The following is a 19,623-nucleotide window of genomic DNA, read 5'->3' on the forward strand; positions in this document are numbered from 1 at the left end:
CCATGCGGAACCACCGGATCACTAAGCCCGTCTTTCGACCCTGCTCGACTTGTAGGTCTCGCAGTCAAGCTCCCTTCTGCCTTTACACTCTTCGAATGATTTCCAACCATTCTGAGGGAACCTTTGGGCGCCTCCGTTACACTTTAGGAGGCGACCGCCCCAGTCAAACTACCCGCCTGACACTGTCTCCTACCCGGGTTACGGGTATGGGTTAGAATTTCAATACAACCAGGGCAGTATCCCACCGACGCCTCCTCCGAAGCTGGCGCTCCGGGCTCTAAGGCTCCTGCCTATCCTGTACAAGTTGCACCAAAATTCAATATCAAGCTATAGTAAAGCTCCACGGGGTCTTTCCGTCCTGTCGCGGGTAACCTGCATCTTCACAGGTACTATAATTTCACCGAGTCTCTCGTTGAGACAGTGCCCAGATCGTTACGCCTTTCGTGCGGGTCGGAACTTACCCGACAAGGAATTTCGCTACCTTAGGACCGTTATAGTTACGGCCGCCGTTTACTGGGGCTTCAATTCGCACCTTCGCTTGCGCTAAGCACTCCTCTTAACCTTCCAGCACCGGGCAGGCGTCAGCCCCTATACTTCACCTTACGGTTTTGCAGAGACCTGTGTTTTTGCTAAACAGTCGCCTGGGCCTATTCACTGCGGCTCTTCTAGGCTATACACCCAAAAGAGCACCCCTTCTCCCGAAGTTACGGGGTCATTTTGCCGAGTTCCTTAACGAGAGTTCTCTCGCTCACCTTAGGATTCTCTCCTCGACTACCTGTGTCGGTTTGCGGTACGGGCACCTATCACCTCGCTAGAGGCTTTTCTTGGCAGTGTGAAATCAGGAACTTCGGACTAAGTCCTCGCCATCACAGCTCAATGTTACAGAGTGCGGATTTGCCTACACTCACACCTTACTGCTTGGACGTGCATAACCAACAGCACGCTTACCCTATCCTTCTGCGTCCCCCATTACTCAAACGGTGGTTTGGTGGTACAGGAATATCAACCTGTTGTCCATCGTCTACGCCTATCGGCCTCGACTTAGGTCCCGACTAACCCTGAGCGGACGAGCCTTCCTCAGGAAACCTTAGTCATACGGTGGATGGGATTCTCACCCATCTTTCGCTACTCATACCGGCATTCTCACTTCTAAGCGCTCCACCAGTCCTTCCGGTCTGACTTCAACGCCCTTAGAACGCTCTCCTACCACTGATACCATAGGTATCAATCCACAGCTTCGGTGATTTGTTTAGCCCCGATACATTTTCGGCGCAGCGTCACTCGACCAGTGAGCTATTACGCACTCTTTAAATGATGGCTGCTTCTAAGCCAACATCCTGGTTGTCTAAGCAACGCCACATCCTTTTCCACTTAACAAATACTTTGGGACCTTAGCTGGTGGTCTGGGCTGTTTCCCTCTTGACTACGGATCTTATCACTCGCAGTCTGACTCCCAAACATAAATCATTGGCATTCGGAGTTTGTCTGAATTCGGTAACCCGGGATGGGCCCCTAGTCCAAACAGTGCTCTACCTCCAAGATTCTAACGTTTGAGGCTAGCCCTAAAGCTATTTCGGAGAGAACCAGCTATCTCCAGGTTCGATTGGAATTTCTCCGCTACCCACACCTCATCCCCGCACTTTTCAACGTGCGTGGGTTCGGACCTCCAGTAAGTGTTACCTTACCTTCATCCTGGACATGGGTAGATCACCTGGTTTCGGGTCTACGACCACATACTCATTCGCCCTATTCAGACTCGCTTTCGCTGCGGCTCCGTCTTCTCAACTTAACCTTGCATGTAATCGTAACTCGCCGGTTCATTCTACAAAAGGCACGCCATCACCCATTAACGGGCTCTGACTACTTGTAGGCACACGGTTTCAGGATCTATTTCACTCCCCTTCCGGGGTGCTTTTCACCTTTCCCTCACGGTACTGGTTCACTATCGGTCACTAGGTAGTATTTAGCCTTGGGAGATGGTCCTCCCAGATTCCGACGGAATTTCACGTGTTCCGCCGTACTCAGGATACACTCAGAGAGAATGAACTTTTGACTACGGGGCTTTTACCCTATCCTGCGGACCTTTCCAGATCGCTTCGTCTAGCTCATTCCTTTGTAACTCTATATAGAGTGTCCTACAACCCCAAGAGGCAAGCCTCTTGGTTTGGGCTCTTCCCGTTTCGCTCGCCGCTACTCAGGGAATCGATTTTTCTTTCTCTTCCTCCAGGTACTTAGATGTTTCAGTTCCCTGGGTTTGCCACAGATGCGCTATGTATTCACGCAAATGTACTGCTCCATTACGAACAGTGGGTTTCCCCATTCGGAAATCTCCGGATCAAAGCTCACTTACAGCTCCCCGAAGCATATCGGTGTTAGTGCCGTCCTTCTTCGGCTCCTAGTGCCAAGGCATTCACCGTGCGCCCTTATTAACTTAACCTAATTCGGCTTCCAATTCACTGCTTGTGTCTTGAAATCCTCAAAAATAGTAGTTAAAAGTACTACACAAAAAATAATCACAAATGTGATTACAAATTGAATTTCTTGAATTTGTTTCTTTCAATGTCGTTTTATCCAGTTTTCAAAGAACAAGAGTTGAATCTTCATATAAAATGAACATTCAAAACTGAACTGCAAAACGTTAAGATACAGATAAAAATCTGTATTCCGATATTATCCTTAGAAAGGAGGTGATCCAGCCGCACCTTCCGATACGGCTACCTTGTTACGACTTCACCCCAATCATCTGTCCCACCTTCGGCGGCTGGCTCCCGTAAGGGTTACCCCACCGACTTCGGGTGTTACAAACTCTCGTGGTGTGACGGGCGGTGTGTACAAGGCCCGGGAACGTATTCACCGTGGCATGCTGATCCACGATTACTAGCGATTCCGGCTTCATGTAGGCGAGTTGCAGCCTACAATCCGAACTGAGAACGGTTTTATGGGATTAGCTCACCCTCGCGGGGTTGCGACCCTCTGTACCGTCCATTGTAGCACGTGTGTAGCCCAGGTCATAAGGGGCATGATGATTTGACGTCATCCCCACCTTCCTCCGGTTTATCACCGGCAGTCACCTTAGAGTGCCCAACTGAATGCTGGCAACTAAGATCAAGGGTTGCGCTCGTTGCGGGACTTAACCCAACATCTCACGACACGAGCTGACGACAACCATGCACCACCTGTCACCGCTGTCCCCGAAGGGAAAGATCTATCTCTAGAACGGTCAGCGGGATGTCAAGACCTGGTAAGGTTCTTCGCGTTGCTTCGAATTAAACCACATGCTCCACCGCTTGTGCGGGCCCCCGTCAATTCCTTTGAGTTTCAGTCTTGCGACCGTACTCCCCAGGCGGAGTGCTTAATGCGTTAGCTGCAGCACTAAGGGGCGGAAACCCCCTAACACTTAGCACTCATCGTTTACGGCGTGGACTACCAGGGTATCTAATCCTGTTTGCTCCCCACGCTTTCGCGCCTCAGCGTCAGTTACAGACCAGAAAGCCGCCTTCGCCACTGGTGTTCCTCCAAATCTCTACGCATTTCACCGCTACACTTGGAATTCCGCTTTCCTCTTCTGTACTCAAGTCCCCCAGTTTCCAATGACCTTCCACGGTTGAGCCGTGGGATTTCACATCAGACTTAAAGGACCGCCTGCGCGCGCTTTACGCCCAATAATTCCGGACAACGCTTGCCACCTACGTATTACCGCGGCTGCTGGCACGTAGTTAGCCGTGGCTTTCTAATGAGGTACCGTCAAGGTACGAGCAGTTACTCTCGTACTTGTTCTTCCCTCACAACAGAGTTTTACGATCCGAAAACCTTCTTCACTCACGCGGCATTGCTCCATCAGACTTTCGTCCATTGTGGAAGATTCCCTACTGCTGCCTCCCGTAGGAGTCTGGGCCGTGTCTCAGTCCCAGTGTGGCCGATCACCCTCTCAGGTCGGCTACGCATCGTCGCCTTGGTGAGCCGTTACCTCACCAACTAGCTAATGCGCCGCGGGCCCATCCTGTAGTGACAGCGAGATGCCGTCTTTTAACATTTCCACATGTGAGGAAATGGATTATTCGGTATTAGCCCCGGTTTCCCGGAGTTATCCCAATCTACAGGGCAGGTTGCCCACGTGTTACTCACCCGTCCGCCGCTAAATCAGAAGAAGCAAGCTTCTTCATCATTCGCTCGACTTGCATGTATTAGGCATGCCGCCAGCGTTCGTCCTGAGCCAGGATCAAACTCTCCATAATAGAGAACTTAAAAAGCTCATTTTGTTTTGCTGGCATCATCATTAAATGATGTCATTTTTGTTTTGCTATCAAACTAACAAGTTAGTCTTTCAAGCTGTATGTCTTAACGTTTTGCATGTTCAGTTTTCAATGTTCATGGTGTGTTTTTGTTGCTGTGTCGTTTTAGCGACTTTAATATCATAACAACTTTCGTTATCAATGTCAACAACTTTTTTATTTTATTTTTTGAAGAAATCATTAGTTAAAATGACAACTTGATAACTATACCACCCTCTAATGTATCTGGCAAGGGTTTTTTTGTACTTTTTTTAACTATAATCTTCAGCACAATATCTAGTATATATTATAAAGGTGAGGAACTATAAATAGTAGTACCTCACCTTCTATTAAAAAGACTTCTATATTAATTAATCTTTATGTCTCATTGTCGGGAACAGTAATACATCGCGAATAGATGCAGCGTTAGTTAATAACATTACCAATCTGTCTATTCCAATTCCTAAACCACCAGTTGGAGGCATCCCATATTCTAGTGCTTCTAAGAAGTCTTCATCCATTTCATGTGCTTCATCATTACCTGCTTCTTTTTCTACTAATTGTGCTTCAAAGCGTTGACGTTGATCAATTGGATCATTTAATTCTGTAAATGCGTTTGCATGCTCACGTCTAACAATAAATAGTTCAAAGCGATCTGTAAATCGTCCATCTTCTGGATTTTTCTTCGCAAGAGGCGATACTTCTACAGGATGGCCATAAATGAATGTCGGTTGAACTAATGTTTCTTCAACTTTTTGCTCAAAGAATTCATTTAATACATGACCTACTTCCATAGAAGGTTTTACATCAACTCCATGTTCTTTCGCTAACGCCTGTGCTTCTTCCTTAGTCATTTCATTCCAGAAGTTCACCCCAGTCGTTTCTTTAACCGCATCCGCCATATGCCAACGTCTCCAGCCTGGTGCGAGATTAATTTCATCCTCACCGTATGTAACTGTAGTAGATCCCAATACTTCCTGGGCAACATGCGACACTAGATTTTCAGTCAGATTCATGATGTCTTTATAATCAGCGTATGCTTCATACAATTCAATCATCGTGAATTCAGGATTATGACGCGTTGAAACGCCTTCATTTCTGAATACTCTTCCGATTTCATAAACTTTTTCTAATCCGCCTACTATTAAACGTTTTAAATGTAACTCAATTGCAATACGCATATATAGTTCCATGTCTAGTGCATTATGATGTGTAATGAATGGACGCGCTGCCGCACCACCCGCAATAGAATGCAATAATGGCGTTTCCACTTCTAAGTAACCTTGACTATCTAAGTAACGACGCATAGATTGAATGATACGACTTCTAGTTATGAACGTTTTTTTGCTTTCTTCGCTTGTCATTAGATCTAAATAGCGTTGGCGATAGCGCTGCTCAACATCTTTTAAACCATGGAATTTCTCCGGCATTGGGCGTAATGATTTTGTTAAAAATGTGAATTCTACAGCTTTAACCGATAACTCACCTACTTGTGTGCGGAATACATTTCCTCGCACACCTACGATATCACCTAAATCCGCTGAATTAAATAATTCGTATGCTTCCTCACCGATTGCATCTTTACGTACATAAATCTGTATTTGACCACCGAAATCTTGAATATGAGCAAATCCAGCTTTACCTTTTCCACGCTTTGTCATAATCCGGCCCGCAATTACAACTTCATGTGCTGTTTCTTCCAATTGTTCTTTCGAAAAATCAGCAAATTCAGCAATCACTTTATCACTTAAATGCGTACGTTCGAATTTACTACCAAAAGGATCTAATCCTTTCTCTTGTATTGCAGTCATCTTTTGTCTTCTCACCAAAAGTTGATCGTTTAATTCTTCTACATTAGACATGTTCGTCACTCCTCCACTACCTATTATCCGCAAGTATCAATTATTACGTTGAACTTATTGTACACAATTTCTGCACGCTGTTCACCTTTTTCCTACACTAGGTGATATTTTTCATTATTCAGATTATACAACGAAACGGAAAGAGCTATCACCTGTAGTGATAGCCCCATGCTTTAGTATGAAACAAGTATAGATTCAACAGCGTTATATTCATAAGATGCTTCTTCTGCAAAAGAGTTCAAGTAGTCTTTTAATTCTCGAGCAGTTTCTGTTTGATTAATCATATTTCTTGCTCGTCCGTTCCCGCGAATACCCTTTAAGTACCAAGAAGCATGTTTGCGCATTTCTCGCACAGCAATGCCTTCACCTTTTAAAGCAGTTAAGCGGTCAAAGTGTAATAAGCACACATCAATTTTTTCTTGTACAGAAGGTTCCGGTTTCAGTTCACCAGACTCCAAGTATTCAACTGTACGATAAATCATCCACGGATCTCCAAGTGCTGCACGGCCAATCATTACTGCATCTACACCAGTTTCATCCAACATGCGTTTTGCATCTTCAGGAGTATTTACATCGCCATTTCCAATGACAGGAATATTCACTGCTTCTTTCACTTGTCGGATCAAATCCCAATTCGCATAACCTTCATACATTTGTAAACGTGTACGTCCATGTACCGCTATCGCCGCTCCGCCTGCGCGTTCAACTGCACGTGCATTCTCTACAACATAAATATGATCGTCGTCCCAACCAGTACGCATTTTTACGCTGACCGGTTTTTTAACATTGTCCACAACTGCTGATACCATCTCGTAAATCTTGTTCGGATCAAGAAGCCATCTAGCCCCCGCCTCGCATTTAATGATTTTATTTACTGGACATCCCATATTAATATCAATAATGTCCGCCGAGGTATGTTGATCTACATATTTAGCAGCAGCAACAAGTGTTTCTTTTTCTCCACCAAAAATTTGAAGTGATAATGGATTTTCACGTTCATCAATATAAAGCATACTTAATGTCTTTTCATTTTTATTAACGATCCCTTTATCACTAATCATTTCTGCGTAAACTAACCCTGCACCAAATTCTTTAACAGTTAATCGGAACGCTGAGTTACAGATACCAGCCATCGGTGCTAAAACAACACGATTATCCATTTCAATGTTACCAATTTTAAATGGTTTTGTTGATGCAATTGACATAATCATTCACCTTCTTTTATTTCTCCTATTAATTCGCCTAGCTGTATATCAAGAATAGATGAAATTTTTTCTAGCTGCCCCTCATTCGGAACTCTTTTTCCCTGTTCTATTTGACCAAGTATAGACACTGAAATATTCATTTCTTTCGCGAGTTCAACTTGGCTTAATCTTTTTAATCGTCGAAATGCACGAATGCGTCTACCCCATCGAATGTTTTCCATAAATGAACGCCTTCTTTCTGAAGAAGTGCAAGCTTCAATAAAGAATGCTTTGTTAGAGGCTCGACTAATTCTGGATTTAATTCCACAAGAGGAACGAGCACAAAACCTCTTTCCGTCATCCTTGGATGTGGAATAATGAGGTCTTCTGTTTTCATATTCTCTTCATTATACAACAAAATGTCAAGGTCTACAGTCCGAGGTCCCCACCTAATCTCTCGGGTACGCCCAAGCTCTTCTTCAACTTCATTGCATTTGTTTAATAATTCATGAGGTGTTAGTTGTGTTTCAAGCTCCACTACAATATTTAAAAAAGCTGCTTGATCTACATAACCAACAGGATCTGTTTCATAAACAGAGGACACTTGATTCACTCGTATACTTCCCGTTTCCTTTAGCAATTGAACAGATCTTCTAAGATAATAAAATCGGTCTCCAATATTGGAGCCTAATGATAGATATGCAATATTCATAGCTTACCTCTCGTAATATCAACCGAAACCGAAGCATAATGACCTGCAATCGGCGGATTCGGCTTCACTAAATGAATACGACAACCAGTTACTTTTGCTTCGAAATCCTTTAATATTCTTCCAGCTATCTTCTCTGCCACTGCCTCAATTAATAGATACGGTTTTCCTTCCACTATCTCCTTACAAAGTTCAAAAACCTCCGCATAATTAACTGTCTCATCGAGACTATCCATTTCACCAGCTCTTTTTAAATCGCAAGCTAGCGTGATTGTTACACGGAATATTTGACCAAGCTTCGTTTCTTCTGGTAACGCTCCATGATATCCGTAGAACTCTAAATCATTTAAGTGTATGTAATCCATAAATATTACTCCTCACTTTCCTTATACTCCACTTTTCCCGTTAGTACATCCATCATCTTCGTCATACGTGTAATTTCTTTCACGTCATGTACACGCACCATATGACAACCAAGCTGCAAACCATAGCAAACAGTCGCACCTGTTCCTTCTATTCGTTCATCAACTGGAAGACTTAGTACATTACCAATTAGTCGTTTACGAGAAGTCGCAAGTAAAACTGGATAGCCCATATCTACTAACTGTTCCAAATGCTGCATCATCCAAATATTTTGGATTGTAGATTTCCCAAAGCCAATACCAGGATCTAACCAAATATGTTCATCAGGCACTCCCGCCTCTTTTGCAATTTGAATACTTTCTACTAAATCCTGTTTTGCTTCTGCCCAGAAATCGTTGTATTCTTCGTTGTCTCTATTATGCATTAATATTATTGGAACACCCATCTCTGCAGCTACCATAGCCACTTTTGAATCTCTCTTTGCACCCCAAATATCATTAATGACATGGGCGCCAGCTAAAACCGCTGCTCTAGCAACCGCCGATTTGTATGTATCAATAGATATAATCGCATTCACTTCTGCCCGGATCGCTTTAATAACCGGAACAACACGCGCTATTTCCTCTTCATCTGAAATGACTGTATGACCTGGTCTAGTAGATTCTCCACCTACGTCAATAATTTTAGCGCCATCCGCAACCATCTGTTTCGCACGAACAACAGCTAATTCGACCTCATTAAATTTACCACCATCCGAAAAAGAATCCGGTGTGACATTTAATATCCCCATTACAATCGTTTCTTTTCGAAAATCTAATATAACACCCGCAACTTCAAATGGCCTCGTATTATATTTTAAATTCATTTTTCTGTACCTTCTTTCTGAATACACTCAACATACGCCTCATGAAGCGTAGCATACACAGGTCCTCGATTACCTAAAAAGTACTTTTCTTCTATCTTTTTAATAGGGACTATTTCTTGAATTGAATTTGTAATAAATACTTCATCCGCTTTCTCTAGAGCATCTTTTGTAAATAAACCTTCCTCTACTACGAATGGAGAATCTTTTATAAGCCAATCCCGTGTGATTCCCGCCAAAATCCCTGTATCCAAGGACGGTGTATACAACTTTCCTCCCTTAGCCCAAAATACATTTGACGTAATTCCTTCTGCAACAAATCCATCAGAAGTTAAAAAGAAACCTTCTAATGATGCAAGCGAGGAAACTTCAAATCGCGCTTTTACATTATTTGCGTAATGATGGGATTTATGACGTATTGGACTTTCGGGAGAATTTCTTAAGGTTTCAAGCCATACTGCTGATTTTTCCGTTCCTCTAGGAAGAGCATGCAATGCTTTTCGGAATAAAATCACTGTTGGTTTTTCATAACTAGAGGGCTGGAGTCCAATATCGTGCACACCCGCCGATATATTTAATCGAAAATAACCGTCTTCATTGTTATTTGCCAACGATAACGCTTCTATCGCTTGTACAAGAGTTTCTTTTTCATACGGCATTGTAATACGAAAATCAACCATCGCACGAGTGAGTCGGCTCCAATGCTCGTCCCATAAAAATACCTTCCCATTATACGTACGAAATGTTTCAAAAAAACCAAGACCATACAAAAAACCATGATCATACGGAGAGATAGTTAATTCATCCGCTCTGTATAATTTTCCGTCTTTCCAAGCATCCATATTAGTTCCTCTCCATAATAGAAGGACTGTATGTTTCGATAAAGTTTTGGATAAGTTTTTTCCCTTCCTCAGTCATTATCGATTCTGGATGGAATTGTACACCTTCTAAGGGAAACTCTTTATGACGTAGCCCCATAATTTCCCCTTCCTCTGTCCATGAGGTCACCTCTAAACAATCAGGCAACGACTCTTTTTCTACTAGTAAAGAATGATATCTAGTTGCTTGAAAAGGATTTGGCATATTCGCATTAACTCCTTTTCCATCATGAAAAACCGGAGAAGTTTTCCCATGCATTAATCTTTCTGCACGAATTACCTTTCCTCCAAATGCTTGTCCAATCGATTGATGTCCCAGACAAACACCGAATATAGCAATTTTACCTGCAAAGTGTGTGATTGCCTCTAAACTAATTCCAGCCTCATTAGGAGTACAAGGACCAGGTGATACAACAATTATATTCGGTGCTAACTGTTCAATTTCAGCAATCGTTAGCTCATCATTGCGAACGACCTTCACTTCTTCTCCAAGCTCTCCTATATATTGAACGAGATTGTAAGTAAAGGAATCATAATTATCAATCATCAAAATCATTGTTTTCCTCCTTCTGCCATAGCTTTTGCTTGCCATAATGCTTTCGCTTTGTTTAAAGACTCTACGTATTCTGCACTTGGTATAGAATCTATTACTATTCCCGCTCCCGCTTGGATATGAGCCATCCCGTCTTGAATAAAGGCGGTGCGGATAACAATATTTAATTCCAAATCACCAGAAAACCCTAGCCAGCCAATGGATCCGGTATACAATCCCCTACGAACTGGTTCTAATTCTTCAATTATCTCCATCGTTCTAATTTTCGGAGCACCTGTAATTGTTCCACCCGGGAACATTGCTCGGATAATATCTGTATTAGATGTGTTAGGACGTAGTATCCCTTTTACATTAGAAACAATATGCATAACATGTGAATACCGTTCAATAACCATAAACTCGTCAACCTCTACAGAGCCATAAGTAGATACTTTTCCTAAATCATTTCTTTCTAAATCAACAAGCATGACATGTTCTGCTCGCTCTTTTTCATTGTCAATTAATTCATTAGCCAAAGCTATATCTTCTAGGTTATTTTTTCCCCGCGGTCTTGTTCCTGCTATTGGACGAGTAGACAAATCGATTCCTTTCTTCTTAACTAATAGTTCTGGTGATCCAGACACAACAGCGAATTCTGGAGATTGAAGGTAAGCCATATATGGAGATGGGTTAAACGCACGAAGAGCTTCGTACATAGCAATTGGCTCGTTCTCTAACTTTTTGGATTGTCGAACGGATAGATTTACTTGAAATACATCACCTTGTGAAATGTATTCTTGCACTTGACGAATGGCCGATTCAAATTCAGGTTCATTTACAGACACAAACAGTTCTGCTTGATCATTGACTACTTCAGTTGCAGCACCTGGTTGAAATAGTCGTTCTGCCCTTCCACTTGCATTCTTCAGCTCTTCTTCCATATCAGCCAAATCTACATCACTAATTGATAGTTTCATGCATGTAACAGTTTCTGCTACAACATCAAGAACAGCCCAGAAATCAAACACATAAAAATAAATATCTGGAACATGTAAATCATCCACCGCTAGACTAGGTAGAACTTCTATTTTACGAGCGTAATCATAACTAATAAAACCCGCAGCTCCGCCTTGGAAATCCGGTAAATTTTCTTGAGAAGGAACATTGTAAGACTCCACGAGCTTTTCCAATTCGTAAAGCGGTTCACCTAAACGCACCTCGTCTTCTCCGCTTCTCCATTTTATATGTAAACCAGTATCTACTGATTTTGTCACTGCAATTGGATTCCAAGCCGCAATACATAAATGTCCGCCTCTGCCACTTTCCAAAAATAAATGATGTGATTCTTCTTTCGTTATTTCTTTATACGCATAAAAAAAAGCTTCTTTCGACATGTTGAAAGTACGTGTTTGTAATTTTAGTGAATCCACTTTTCTTAATCCCCCTAAAAAACGATTTGCATTCATCTTAACTTGAAATCGCTACTTTTCGCCACATAAAAAAAGAGGAAGCACAAATAGCTCCTCTCTTTGATGAATTAATTTATCGGGCTAACCTAGATTGTCAGTCGTGGCAACCTAAATTCGTGACCTTATCGCATTTAGTAGAAAAAGTTTTCTGAAACAAGAAAAAAATTTTTTTGAATGCGAGAGTTTCATATCAGACCTAAACTAGTCTTCGAATTGGTATAGTGGTGTACTTAAATAACGCTCACCATTATCTGGAATGATTGCAACAACTTTTTTACCTTTTCCGAGTTGTTTTGCAAGTTGAAGCGCTCCGTAAATAGCAGCTCCTGCAGAAACACCACCAAGAATACCTTCCAACCTTGCAACTTCACGAGATGTTGCATAAGCATCTTCGTTGGAAACTTGAATAATAGAATCATACATTTTTGTATCCAGTACCTTAGGAACGAACCCAGCTCCAATTCCCTGAATTTTATGGGGACCTGGTTTACCGCCAGATAAAACATTCGAATCTTCTGGTTCCACTGCAGCAATATGAATATTTGGGAATTTTTCTTTTAATACGCCACCAGCACCAGTTATTGTTCCACCCGTTCCAATTCCTGCTACAAAGCCGTCTAAATCATCAAATGCTTCTGCAATTTCAGGTCCAGTTGTTAGTCGGTGAACTTCTGGGTTTGCTTCATTGTTAAATTGTTGAGGCATAAACCATCCATTTTCATTTGACAGTTCCTCCGCTTTCGCAATAGCACCTTTCATTCCGTCTGCTCCAGGTGTTAATACTAAATCTGCACCGTATGCACGAAGTAAGTTTCTACGCTCTAAGCTCATTGTATCTGGCATTACTAATACTGCTTTATAACCTTTTGCTGCCGCAATCATTGAAAGGCCAATACCAGTGTTACCACTAGTAGGTTCAATTATTGTGCTACCTTCTTTTAACTTTCCTTCTTTTTCTGCCGCTTCAATCATGGCAAAAGCGATACGATCTTTTACGCTACTTCCTGGGTTGAAGAATTCTAATTTAACATATACTTCTGCATCCTCAGGGTTTGAAACTCTGTTTAATTTCACTACTGGCGTTTTACCAATCAATTCAACTACGGATTGCGCTAACTTTGCCATTATCTCACTCCTAATCCCTACTATATTAATAGGTTTTATTTTTTTAATCATACCAATTACAGAGAATAAATGTCAATAAAATAACATTCCATGAAGAAAAAAATAAGAACAACGCAAGCGTCCTTTAAGTGCATTTTGTCTTCACCGTTTCTAGAGTACTTTGGATGAAACATTGGCTACATCATTACCGCTATAATTTGGCTCGTGAAGTGACTGCGTCACTTCACGAGCCTTTTTCTCGGTAATCTTGTAGTGGATGTTATTTGCAAAGAAATAGTGCATTTATTTTGGTTAATGAGAGAATAAAGGCTTTCCTATACTTTTAAAAGCGGACGAAGATGCAATTTCGTCCGCTCAGCGCTTCTTTATCAATAGATACTGCCTATTTATAAAGAAGGGAAAAGTTAAAAACTGTCATAGAGCGACTAATTGTAAGGTGAAAGCTACAGATTCTACAGTGACAGCAACCAATTTTATCGTGAAAGCAACCATTTCTACATATAAAGAGTTAACTTTGTGTGAGATAGCGCAAATCAGTGTTAAGAAAAAAACTGTGCTACTAAAACACTATGAATACAGGATTTTCAGTAGTCCAGTTTTATATACTTTCTTACCTTTTAAGAAAAACCGGGCAAAATCTTATTGTTAAGTACTACTCACTTAATGGATTGTAGTGAAAGGTGGCGACTCCAGACGGAGGCTAACAGGATGTTGGTCACGAAGGCGTTGCCACACGATGTGGCGCTCTTAGCCTTCGTTCCTCGGAGACAGATGAACCATCACAACGAAGCGTAAGCGGCGGTGATCGTTCATCGCTCACCCCGCGGAACGCGTCCACCTGAAACGGAAATCCACGTGTTATTTAATTCTTTCAAGTACTATGAACACTGGTTTCGCAGGACGCTATAAATAAAAAGCGTACTCTATAGAATACGCTTTTACTTCTCGCTATACGACCATTTGGCATCGAATTCTTGCCAAAATGCTTCTGGTGTAACTGATTGAGTAAGTTGTTCTAGTGCAAGCTCACGGTGAATGTGATCTTTCACGTCCTTATAAGAGAATGATTCTCCTTTAAAAACACTTACCACTTGCACGACTGCAAATCTTCCATCTTTCAAGGCTATTATATCACTCCATTTACCTACCTCGACGTTCGGCAAAGCTGAAATAATGGCATTATCTATCGACTGTGCATCTGCTGATATATATCCTATATCTCCACCTAAGCTTGCAGAACTAGCATCTTTCGAGCGCTCTCTCGCCAGTCCTTCAAAAGATGAACCATTCTTGAGTTCTTTTACAACTTCTTTTGCCTCATCCTCCGAAGTAGCATAAATAACACTTGTACGGTAGGAAGTAGGGATATTATATAAGCTTTTATTATTATCGTAATTGGCCTTTATAGCTTTATCTTCTATTACTATATCCTTCGCTAAAACCTTTTCTAAGATTAAGCGAGAGCGAACTTTTTGACGCATCATTTCTTCATCATACGATTGAAGTGAAGTATCAGTTCCCTCTTGTGTAGAACGAATTAAAGCTAGTTCCAAGTCTATTTCTTGATCTGTTACTTGTATATGGTTCTTTTTAGCTGCAGCTTCCATCACTTCTGCATTCACTAAATCCAATAATACCTCTTTCCCATACATCGATTCCATTGAAGCCATCCACTGTTCCTTTGTAATAACTTTCCCACCAACAGATGCGACTACTTCTGTTTCACTTACTTTCTCATTCGGTATTAACCAAGCAATAAACCATAGTAAATTGCCAATAAAAAGTATACCAAGCAGAAGGAGAACCGGTTTTGTTTTTAAATGTCGTTTTTGTTGTGGATTAAAGTTATCACGCGTTGATTTCATCGATAAATGACTCCAGTTCCTCTACTGAGTATTGATATTTCTCCATACAAAAATGACAGTGCGCTTCCGCCCCTTTGTCTTCCTCAATCATATCTCTAATTTCTTTTTCACCTAAACTTATAATTGCACTACCAAAACGGTCTTTTGAACAATTACATTCAAACGAAACAGGAGTAGTGTCCAAAATTTGTACATTCTCTTTTCCTAAAATTTCAAAAAGCAATTCTTCTGGAGTCAATCCTTTTTCAATCATTTTTGAAACAGGTTCCATTTTGCTGAGTCGTTCCTCAATAATTGAAATCGTTTCATCATCAGTACCAGGCATTAGCTGAATGATAAATCCTCCCGCGGCTAAAATTGTATTATCCGGGTTGACTAATACACCAAGTCCGACAGACGAAGGAACTTGCTCGGATACTGCAAAATAATACGTAAAGTCTTCCCCAATTTCTCCAGATACGATTGGCACTTGACCTGTAAAAAAGTCTCTTAAACCGAGATCTTTCACGATAGTTAGTGTACCTTCTGTACCTACAGCACGACGAACATCTAATTTCCCTACTTCATTTAAGTCGAAATGCGTCTGTGGATTCATTACATATCCACGAGCTTCTCCTTTGGCATTACTATCAACTATCATCGGACCAATTGGACCATTACCTTCTACCTTGATAGTTAGCTTGTCTTCACCTTTTAACATAGTACCCATCATGACTGCAGCTGTCATCGTTCTTCCAAGTGCTGCTGACGCAGTTGGCCATGTTTGATGACGTCTTTGTGCCTCTCCTACAGTTTCGGTTGTCCGAACAGCAAATCCACGTACACTTCCTTCATAAGCTAATGCTCTTACTAAATAATCATTCATTTATTTCATTCCTTTTTCATTTAAGTTTCGTTGATAAATTAAATACAATCCTTTTAATGTTAAAAACGGGTCGATTATGTCCACGATAGTTGTTTCTTCACCAATTAAAGTCGCCATACCGCCTGTTGCAATCACTTTTGGAGTGTGTTTTGATATTTTCTTCATCCGGTTTACAATTCCCTCTACTTGTCCTACGTACCCGTAAACAATACCGGACTGCATTGCAGCAACTGTGTTTTTTCCTATTACATGTTCCGGTCTAGTTAACTCTATACGAGGAAGTTTACTAGCACGAGTAAAAAGAGCCTCTGTTGAAATACCAATTCCCGGAGCTATTGCCCCTCCCATGTACTCACCCTTTTCATTTACAAAACAATAAGTCGTGGCAGTTCCAAAGTCAACTATTATGAGGGGACTACCATACTCATGAATTGCAGCAACAGCATTTACGATTCGATCTGCCCCAACTTCACGCGGATTCTCGTATTTAATATTCAAGCCTGTTTTGACACCCGGACCTACTACTATTGGTCTAATACCAAAATATTTTTTGCACATTGCCTCTAATGAAAACATGATTGGCGGTACAACAGAGGAGATAATAATACCTTCTATTTGATTAAAGGAAATATTTGCATGTGAAAATAACGCTTTTACCTGCATTCCATACTCATCTTCTGTTTTTAGGCGGTCTGTTTCCATTCGCCAATGATGAATAAGCTTTTCTTTTTCATATACACCTAAAACAATGTTTGTGTTCCCTGTATCTAGCACAAGTATCATCTAGCTTGTCCTCACTTTTCGTAAGTTTTCCAACACATCATACCATAGAAAGAGCCAAAGAAAAAAGCTGATTGCCTCGTATAGTACATGAGGCAATCAGCTTTTATATTCTATTAATCTCTTCGTTCTTCTTGAATTGGGTTTTTCGGCTCAATTGCTGGGCCATCTTCTTTCGGTAAATCAGCAGTAGATGGATCAGCTGGTGCTCCCACTGCATCTGGTACTTCATTACTTTCTTCTACTTTTACTTCTTTGCTAGCTAAGTCATACACGCGTTCCGGAAGTGTTCCATGTTCTTCCAAATGCTTGATTTGAGCGGCATCTAGCGTTTCTACTTCTAATAACGTTTTCGCAATTAAAGTTAATAATTCACGTTTTTCCGTTAAAATTTGTTTTGTTCGCTCATATTGCTCTTTAATCATCCTTTGCATTTCCTGGTCAATTTCATAGGCAATTGCATCAGAATAATTTTGTTCTGAGTTAAAGTCACGCCCCAAGAAGACGTTTCCACCTTGCGCTTGACCAAACTGCATTGGACCTAATTTATCACTCATTCCATACTCTGTTACCATGCTTCGAGCAATGCTAGTTGCACGTTGGAAGTCATTATGAGCACCTGTAGATACTTCCCCAAATATGATATCTTCCGCTACACGACCACCGAGTAATCCTGAGATTTTATCTAATAGTTCTGGTTTTGTCATGAAGTAACGATCTTCTTTCGGAAGCATAACCGCATACCCACCAGCTTGACCACGGGGAACGATTGTTACCTTATGCACGATTTCTGCGTCATCTAGTGTTAATCCGATAACTACATGTCCCGCTTCATGGTATGCAACAATATTACGTTCTTTTTCAGAAATGACTTTACCAGATTTTGCCGGACCAGCTATTACCCGATCTGTCGCCTCATCGATGTCACTCATGTCAACTTTTTTCTTATCACGTCTAGCCGCTACTAGCGCCGCTTCGTTTAATAAGTTTTCTAAATCTGCTCCTGAGAATCCAGGAGTACGTTGGGCTATCGCTTTTAAGTCCACTGATTCATCAAGCGGCTTATTGCGAGCATGTACTTTAAGTACTGCTTCGCGTCCTTTAACATCTGGACGACCTACAGTAATTTGACGATCAAAACGACCTGGACGAAGAAGTGCAGGGTCTAAAACATCTGGTCTATTCGTTGCAGCAATGATAATAATGCCTTCATTCGCACCGAAGCCGTCCATTTCAACAAGTAATTGGTTTAGCGTTTGTTCACGTTCATCATGCCCACCACCAAGACCTGCTCCACGTTGACGACCTACTGCATCAATTTCATCTATGAATATAATACAAGGTGCATTTTTCTTCGCATTTTCAAACAAATCACGAACACGGGATGCCCCAACTCCGACAAACATTTCTACGAAATCTGATCCACTAATAGAGAAGAATGGAACACCGGATTCCCCTGCAACTGCACGTGCAAGTAATGTTTTACCAGTACCCGGAGGACCTACCAATAAGATCCCTTTCGGAATTCGAGCTCCAATTTCCACGAATTTACGCGGATCTTTTAAGAAATCTACTACTTCTACTAGTTCAGCCTTTTCTTCATCTGCACCAGCAACATCTGTAAATCTTACTTTTTTCTTTTCATTATCATATAGTTTCGCTTTACTCTTACCAAAGTTCATCACACGGTTTCCACCGCCTTGTGACTGACTCAATAAGAAGAAGAATAAAATAATGATAATTAAAAATGGTATTAATCCCGAGAAAAATTGAACCCAGCCACTTGTTTTAGAAGTTTCTTTATAATCCACTTTGACTGATCCAGCTTCTGCCAGTGCATCAATTTTCGCTTGTAGATTAGTACTATTAGGAGGAAGTTTTGTCAGAAACTTTTCTCCATCTTTATAGCCTTTCATTTCACCTTCAACAAAATATACACCTTGTTCCGGCTGCATTGTAAAGCTTGTTACTTCTCCTTTTGAAAGTGAAGTCATAAATTCGGTGTAATTAATATTTTTGGTTGGTGCGTTGCTCGTATTAAACGTTGCAAAGATCCCAACAATTACAAAAAATATTAATAGGTATAATATAGCGTAACGCAATGCTCGATTCATTCCCAGCCTCCTCACAAGGTAAACAGAAAAACTATATGTAATCTTATCATACGATTTTTTTCACGTACAATGAAAAGCCTTTCAGTTCGGCAATCAAATACGCCTCGGTATATTTTCTTCCGGACTTTGAATTATTTTGCACGATTTACTTCTAAACAAAACCCCTAAAGGTTTTAACTTTTTCTATTGGATACAGTAAAATTAAAAAGAATAAACTTCTTTCTTTAACACGCCAACATAAGGTAAATTACGATACTTTTCAGCATAATCTAATCCGTAACCAACAACAAATGCGTCCGGAACTTCAAAACAAACATAATCTGCTTTCAAGTCTACTTTCCGACCAGTTGGCTTATCCAGCAATGTAACAAGTTTAATGGACTTTGCTTTACGGTATTTAAATAGATCTACTAGATAACTTAATGTCATACCGCTATCAATAATATCTTCAATGATGAGAATGTCGCGACCCTCTACACTCGTATTTAAATCTTTAATAATTTTTACTTCTCCTGAAGATACAGTAGCGTTTCCGTAACTTGATACATCCATATAGTCCATTTCAATGTACGTATCTACACGTTTCATCAAATCGGACATAAACGGCATTGCCCCTTTTAATATTCCAATAGCTAGCGGGAACTTATCTTTATAGTCAGCCGATAGTGTTGCACCAAGTTCACGAGTCTTTTCTTGAATTTGTTCTTCCGTTAATAGAATTTCTAGAATGTCTTTTTCTAACAT

15 protein-coding genes and 2 rRNA genes (1 of these 17 running past the window's edge) are annotated in these 19,623 nt (G+C 41.0%); all 17 read right to left on the reverse strand.

What is annotated here, in order from left to right:
* Positions 1-2,437: ribosomal RNA gene (locus ACTSKG_RS11910) — 23S ribosomal RNA — on the reverse strand (it extends 489 nt beyond the left edge of the window).
* A 243-nt stretch (positions 2,438-2,680) separates the two neighbouring features.
* Positions 2,681-4,235, reverse strand: a 16S ribosomal RNA gene (locus ACTSKG_RS11915).
* Together the 16S and 23S rRNA genes form the textbook arrangement of a ribosomal RNA operon.
* Positions 4,236-4,642: 407 nt before the next feature.
* Positions 4,643-6,133, reverse strand: a complete 1,491-nt coding sequence (gene lysS, locus ACTSKG_RS11920; protein WP_464754826.1) for a lysine--tRNA ligase — start codon at positions 6,131-6,133, stop codon at positions 4,643-4,645.
* A 173-nt stretch (positions 6,134-6,306) separates the two neighbouring features.
* Entirely contained in the window at positions 6,307-7,338 is a 1,032-nt protein-coding gene (gene dusB, locus ACTSKG_RS11925) for a tRNA dihydrouridine synthase DusB (protein ID WP_464754827.1), read from the reverse strand.
* A 2-nt stretch (positions 7,339-7,340) separates the two neighbouring features.
* Positions 7,341-7,559: a helix-turn-helix domain-containing protein gene (locus tag ACTSKG_RS11930; protein WP_464754828.1), complete on the reverse strand. Its 219-nt coding sequence runs from the start codon at positions 7,557-7,559 to the stop codon at positions 7,341-7,343.
* The gene (gene folK, locus ACTSKG_RS11935) at positions 7,511-8,029 is read right to left on the reverse strand and encodes a 2-amino-4-hydroxy-6-hydroxymethyldihydropteridine diphosphokinase (protein WP_464754829.1); all 519 of its coding nucleotides are present in this window, start codon (positions 8,027-8,029) and stop codon (positions 7,511-7,513) included. Before folK ends, ACTSKG_RS11930 begins: the two co-directional genes overlap by 49 nt.
* Positions 8,026-8,391 carry a dihydroneopterin aldolase gene (gene folB, locus ACTSKG_RS11940; RefSeq protein ID WP_464754830.1) on the reverse strand — a complete coding sequence of 122 codons (366 nt, stop codon included), beginning with the start codon at positions 8,389-8,391 and terminating at the stop codon, positions 8,026-8,028. The genes folK and folB overlap by 4 nt, the downstream gene beginning before the upstream one ends.
* Before the next feature lie 5 nt (positions 8,392-8,396).
* Positions 8,397-9,254 carry a dihydropteroate synthase gene (folP, locus tag ACTSKG_RS11945; protein WP_464754831.1) on the reverse strand — a complete coding sequence of 286 codons (858 nt, stop codon included), beginning with the start codon at positions 9,252-9,254 and terminating at the stop codon, positions 8,397-8,399.
* A complete protein-coding gene (gene pabC / locus ACTSKG_RS11950) occupies positions 9,251-10,093 on the reverse strand; it encodes an aminodeoxychorismate lyase (RefSeq protein ID WP_464754832.1) in 843 nt (280 codons plus the stop codon). Before pabC ends, folP begins: the two co-directional genes overlap by 4 nt.
* Position 10,094: 1 nt before the next feature.
* Positions 10,095-10,685 carry an aminodeoxychorismate/anthranilate synthase component II gene (gene pabA / locus ACTSKG_RS11955; protein ID WP_464754833.1) on the reverse strand — a complete coding sequence of 197 codons (591 nt, stop codon included), beginning with the start codon at positions 10,683-10,685 and terminating at the stop codon, positions 10,095-10,097.
* Positions 10,682-12,055: an anthranilate synthase component I family protein gene (locus ACTSKG_RS11960; protein WP_464758018.1), complete on the reverse strand. Its 1,374-nt coding sequence runs from the start codon at positions 12,053-12,055 to the stop codon at positions 10,682-10,684. The genes pabA and ACTSKG_RS11960 overlap by 4 nt, the downstream gene beginning before the upstream one ends.
* A gap of 276 nt (positions 12,056-12,331) precedes the next feature.
* Entirely contained in the window at positions 12,332-13,255 is a 924-nt protein-coding gene (cysK, locus tag ACTSKG_RS11965; RefSeq protein WP_464754834.1) for a cysteine synthase A, read from the reverse strand.
* Positions 13,256-14,193: 938 nt separating this feature from the next.
* Entirely contained in the window at positions 14,194-15,120 is a 927-nt protein-coding gene (locus ACTSKG_RS11970) for a peptidyl-prolyl cis-trans isomerase (protein WP_464754835.1), read from the reverse strand.
* Positions 15,104-15,985 carry an Hsp33 family molecular chaperone HslO gene (gene hslO, locus ACTSKG_RS11975; protein ID WP_464754836.1) on the reverse strand — a complete coding sequence of 294 codons (882 nt, stop codon included), beginning with the start codon at positions 15,983-15,985 and terminating at the stop codon, positions 15,104-15,106. Before hslO ends, ACTSKG_RS11970 begins: the two co-directional genes overlap by 17 nt.
* Positions 15,986-16,768 (reverse strand): type III pantothenate kinase, encoded by a 783-nt coding sequence (locus tag ACTSKG_RS11980; protein WP_464754837.1) that lies wholly within the window; start codon positions 16,766-16,768, stop codon positions 15,986-15,988. It abuts the gene before it with no gap.
* A 113-nt stretch (positions 16,769-16,881) separates the two neighbouring features.
* Positions 16,882-18,879 carry an ATP-dependent zinc metalloprotease FtsH gene (ftsH, locus tag ACTSKG_RS11985; protein ID WP_464754838.1) on the reverse strand — a complete coding sequence of 666 codons (1,998 nt, stop codon included), beginning with the start codon at positions 18,877-18,879 and terminating at the stop codon, positions 16,882-16,884.
* 201 nt (positions 18,880-19,080) lie between these two features.
* Positions 19,081-19,623 (reverse strand): hypoxanthine phosphoribosyltransferase, encoded by a 543-nt coding sequence (hpt, locus tag ACTSKG_RS11990; protein WP_387586056.1) that lies wholly within the window; start codon positions 19,621-19,623, stop codon positions 19,081-19,083.

The sequence above is a fragment of the Psychrobacillus syltrankelensis genome (assembly GCF_055454035.1).

Excerpts from the sequence above, each read along its gene's own strand:
- ACTSKG_RS11970 (WP_464754835.1), bottom strand. The coding sequence starts at position 15,120 with ATGAAATCAACGCGTGATAACTTTAATCCACAACAAAAACGACATTTA.
- folB (WP_464754830.1), bottom strand. The coding sequence starts at position 8,391 with ATGGATTACATACACTTAAATGATTTAGAGTTCTACGGATATCATGGA.
- pabA (WP_464754833.1), bottom strand. The coding sequence starts at position 10,685 with ATGATTTTGATGATTGATAATTATGATTCCTTTACTTACAATCTCGTT.
- hslO (WP_464754836.1), bottom strand. The coding sequence starts at position 15,985 with ATGAATGATTATTTAGTAAGAGCATTAGCTTATGAAGGAAGTGTACGT.
- pabC (WP_464754832.1), bottom strand. The coding sequence starts at position 10,093 with ATGGATGCTTGGAAAGACGGAAAATTATACAGAGCGGATGAATTAACT.
- ACTSKG_RS11960 (WP_464758018.1), bottom strand. The coding sequence starts at position 12,055 with ATGTCGAAAGAAGCTTTTTTTTATGCGTATAAAGAAATAACGAAAGAA.
- cysK (WP_464754834.1), bottom strand. The coding sequence starts at position 13,255 with ATGGCAAAGTTAGCGCAATCCGTAGTTGAATTGATTGGTAAAACGCCA.
- folP (WP_464754831.1), bottom strand. The coding sequence starts at position 9,254 with ATGAATTTAAAATATAATACGAGGCCATTTGAAGTTGCGGGTGTTATA.
- ftsH (WP_464754838.1), bottom strand. The coding sequence starts at position 18,879 with ATGAATCGAGCATTGCGTTACGCTATATTATACCTATTAATATTTTTT.
- dusB (WP_464754827.1), bottom strand. The coding sequence starts at position 7,338 with ATGTCAATTGCATCAACAAAACCATTTAAAATTGGTAACATTGAAATG.
- ACTSKG_RS11980 (WP_464754837.1), bottom strand. The coding sequence starts at position 16,768 with ATGATACTTGTGCTAGATACAGGGAACACAAACATTGTTTTAGGTGTA.
- folK (WP_464754829.1), bottom strand. The coding sequence starts at position 8,029 with ATGAATATTGCATATCTATCATTAGGCTCCAATATTGGAGACCGATTT.
- hpt (WP_387586056.1), bottom strand. The coding sequence starts at position 19,623 with ATGTTAGAAAAAGACATTCTAGAAATTCTATTAACGGAAGAACAAATT.
- ACTSKG_RS11930 (WP_464754828.1), bottom strand. The coding sequence starts at position 7,559 with ATGGAAAACATTCGATGGGGTAGACGCATTCGTGCATTTCGACGATTA.
- lysS (WP_464754826.1), bottom strand. The coding sequence starts at position 6,133 with ATGTCTAATGTAGAAGAATTAAACGATCAACTTTTGGTGAGAAGACAA.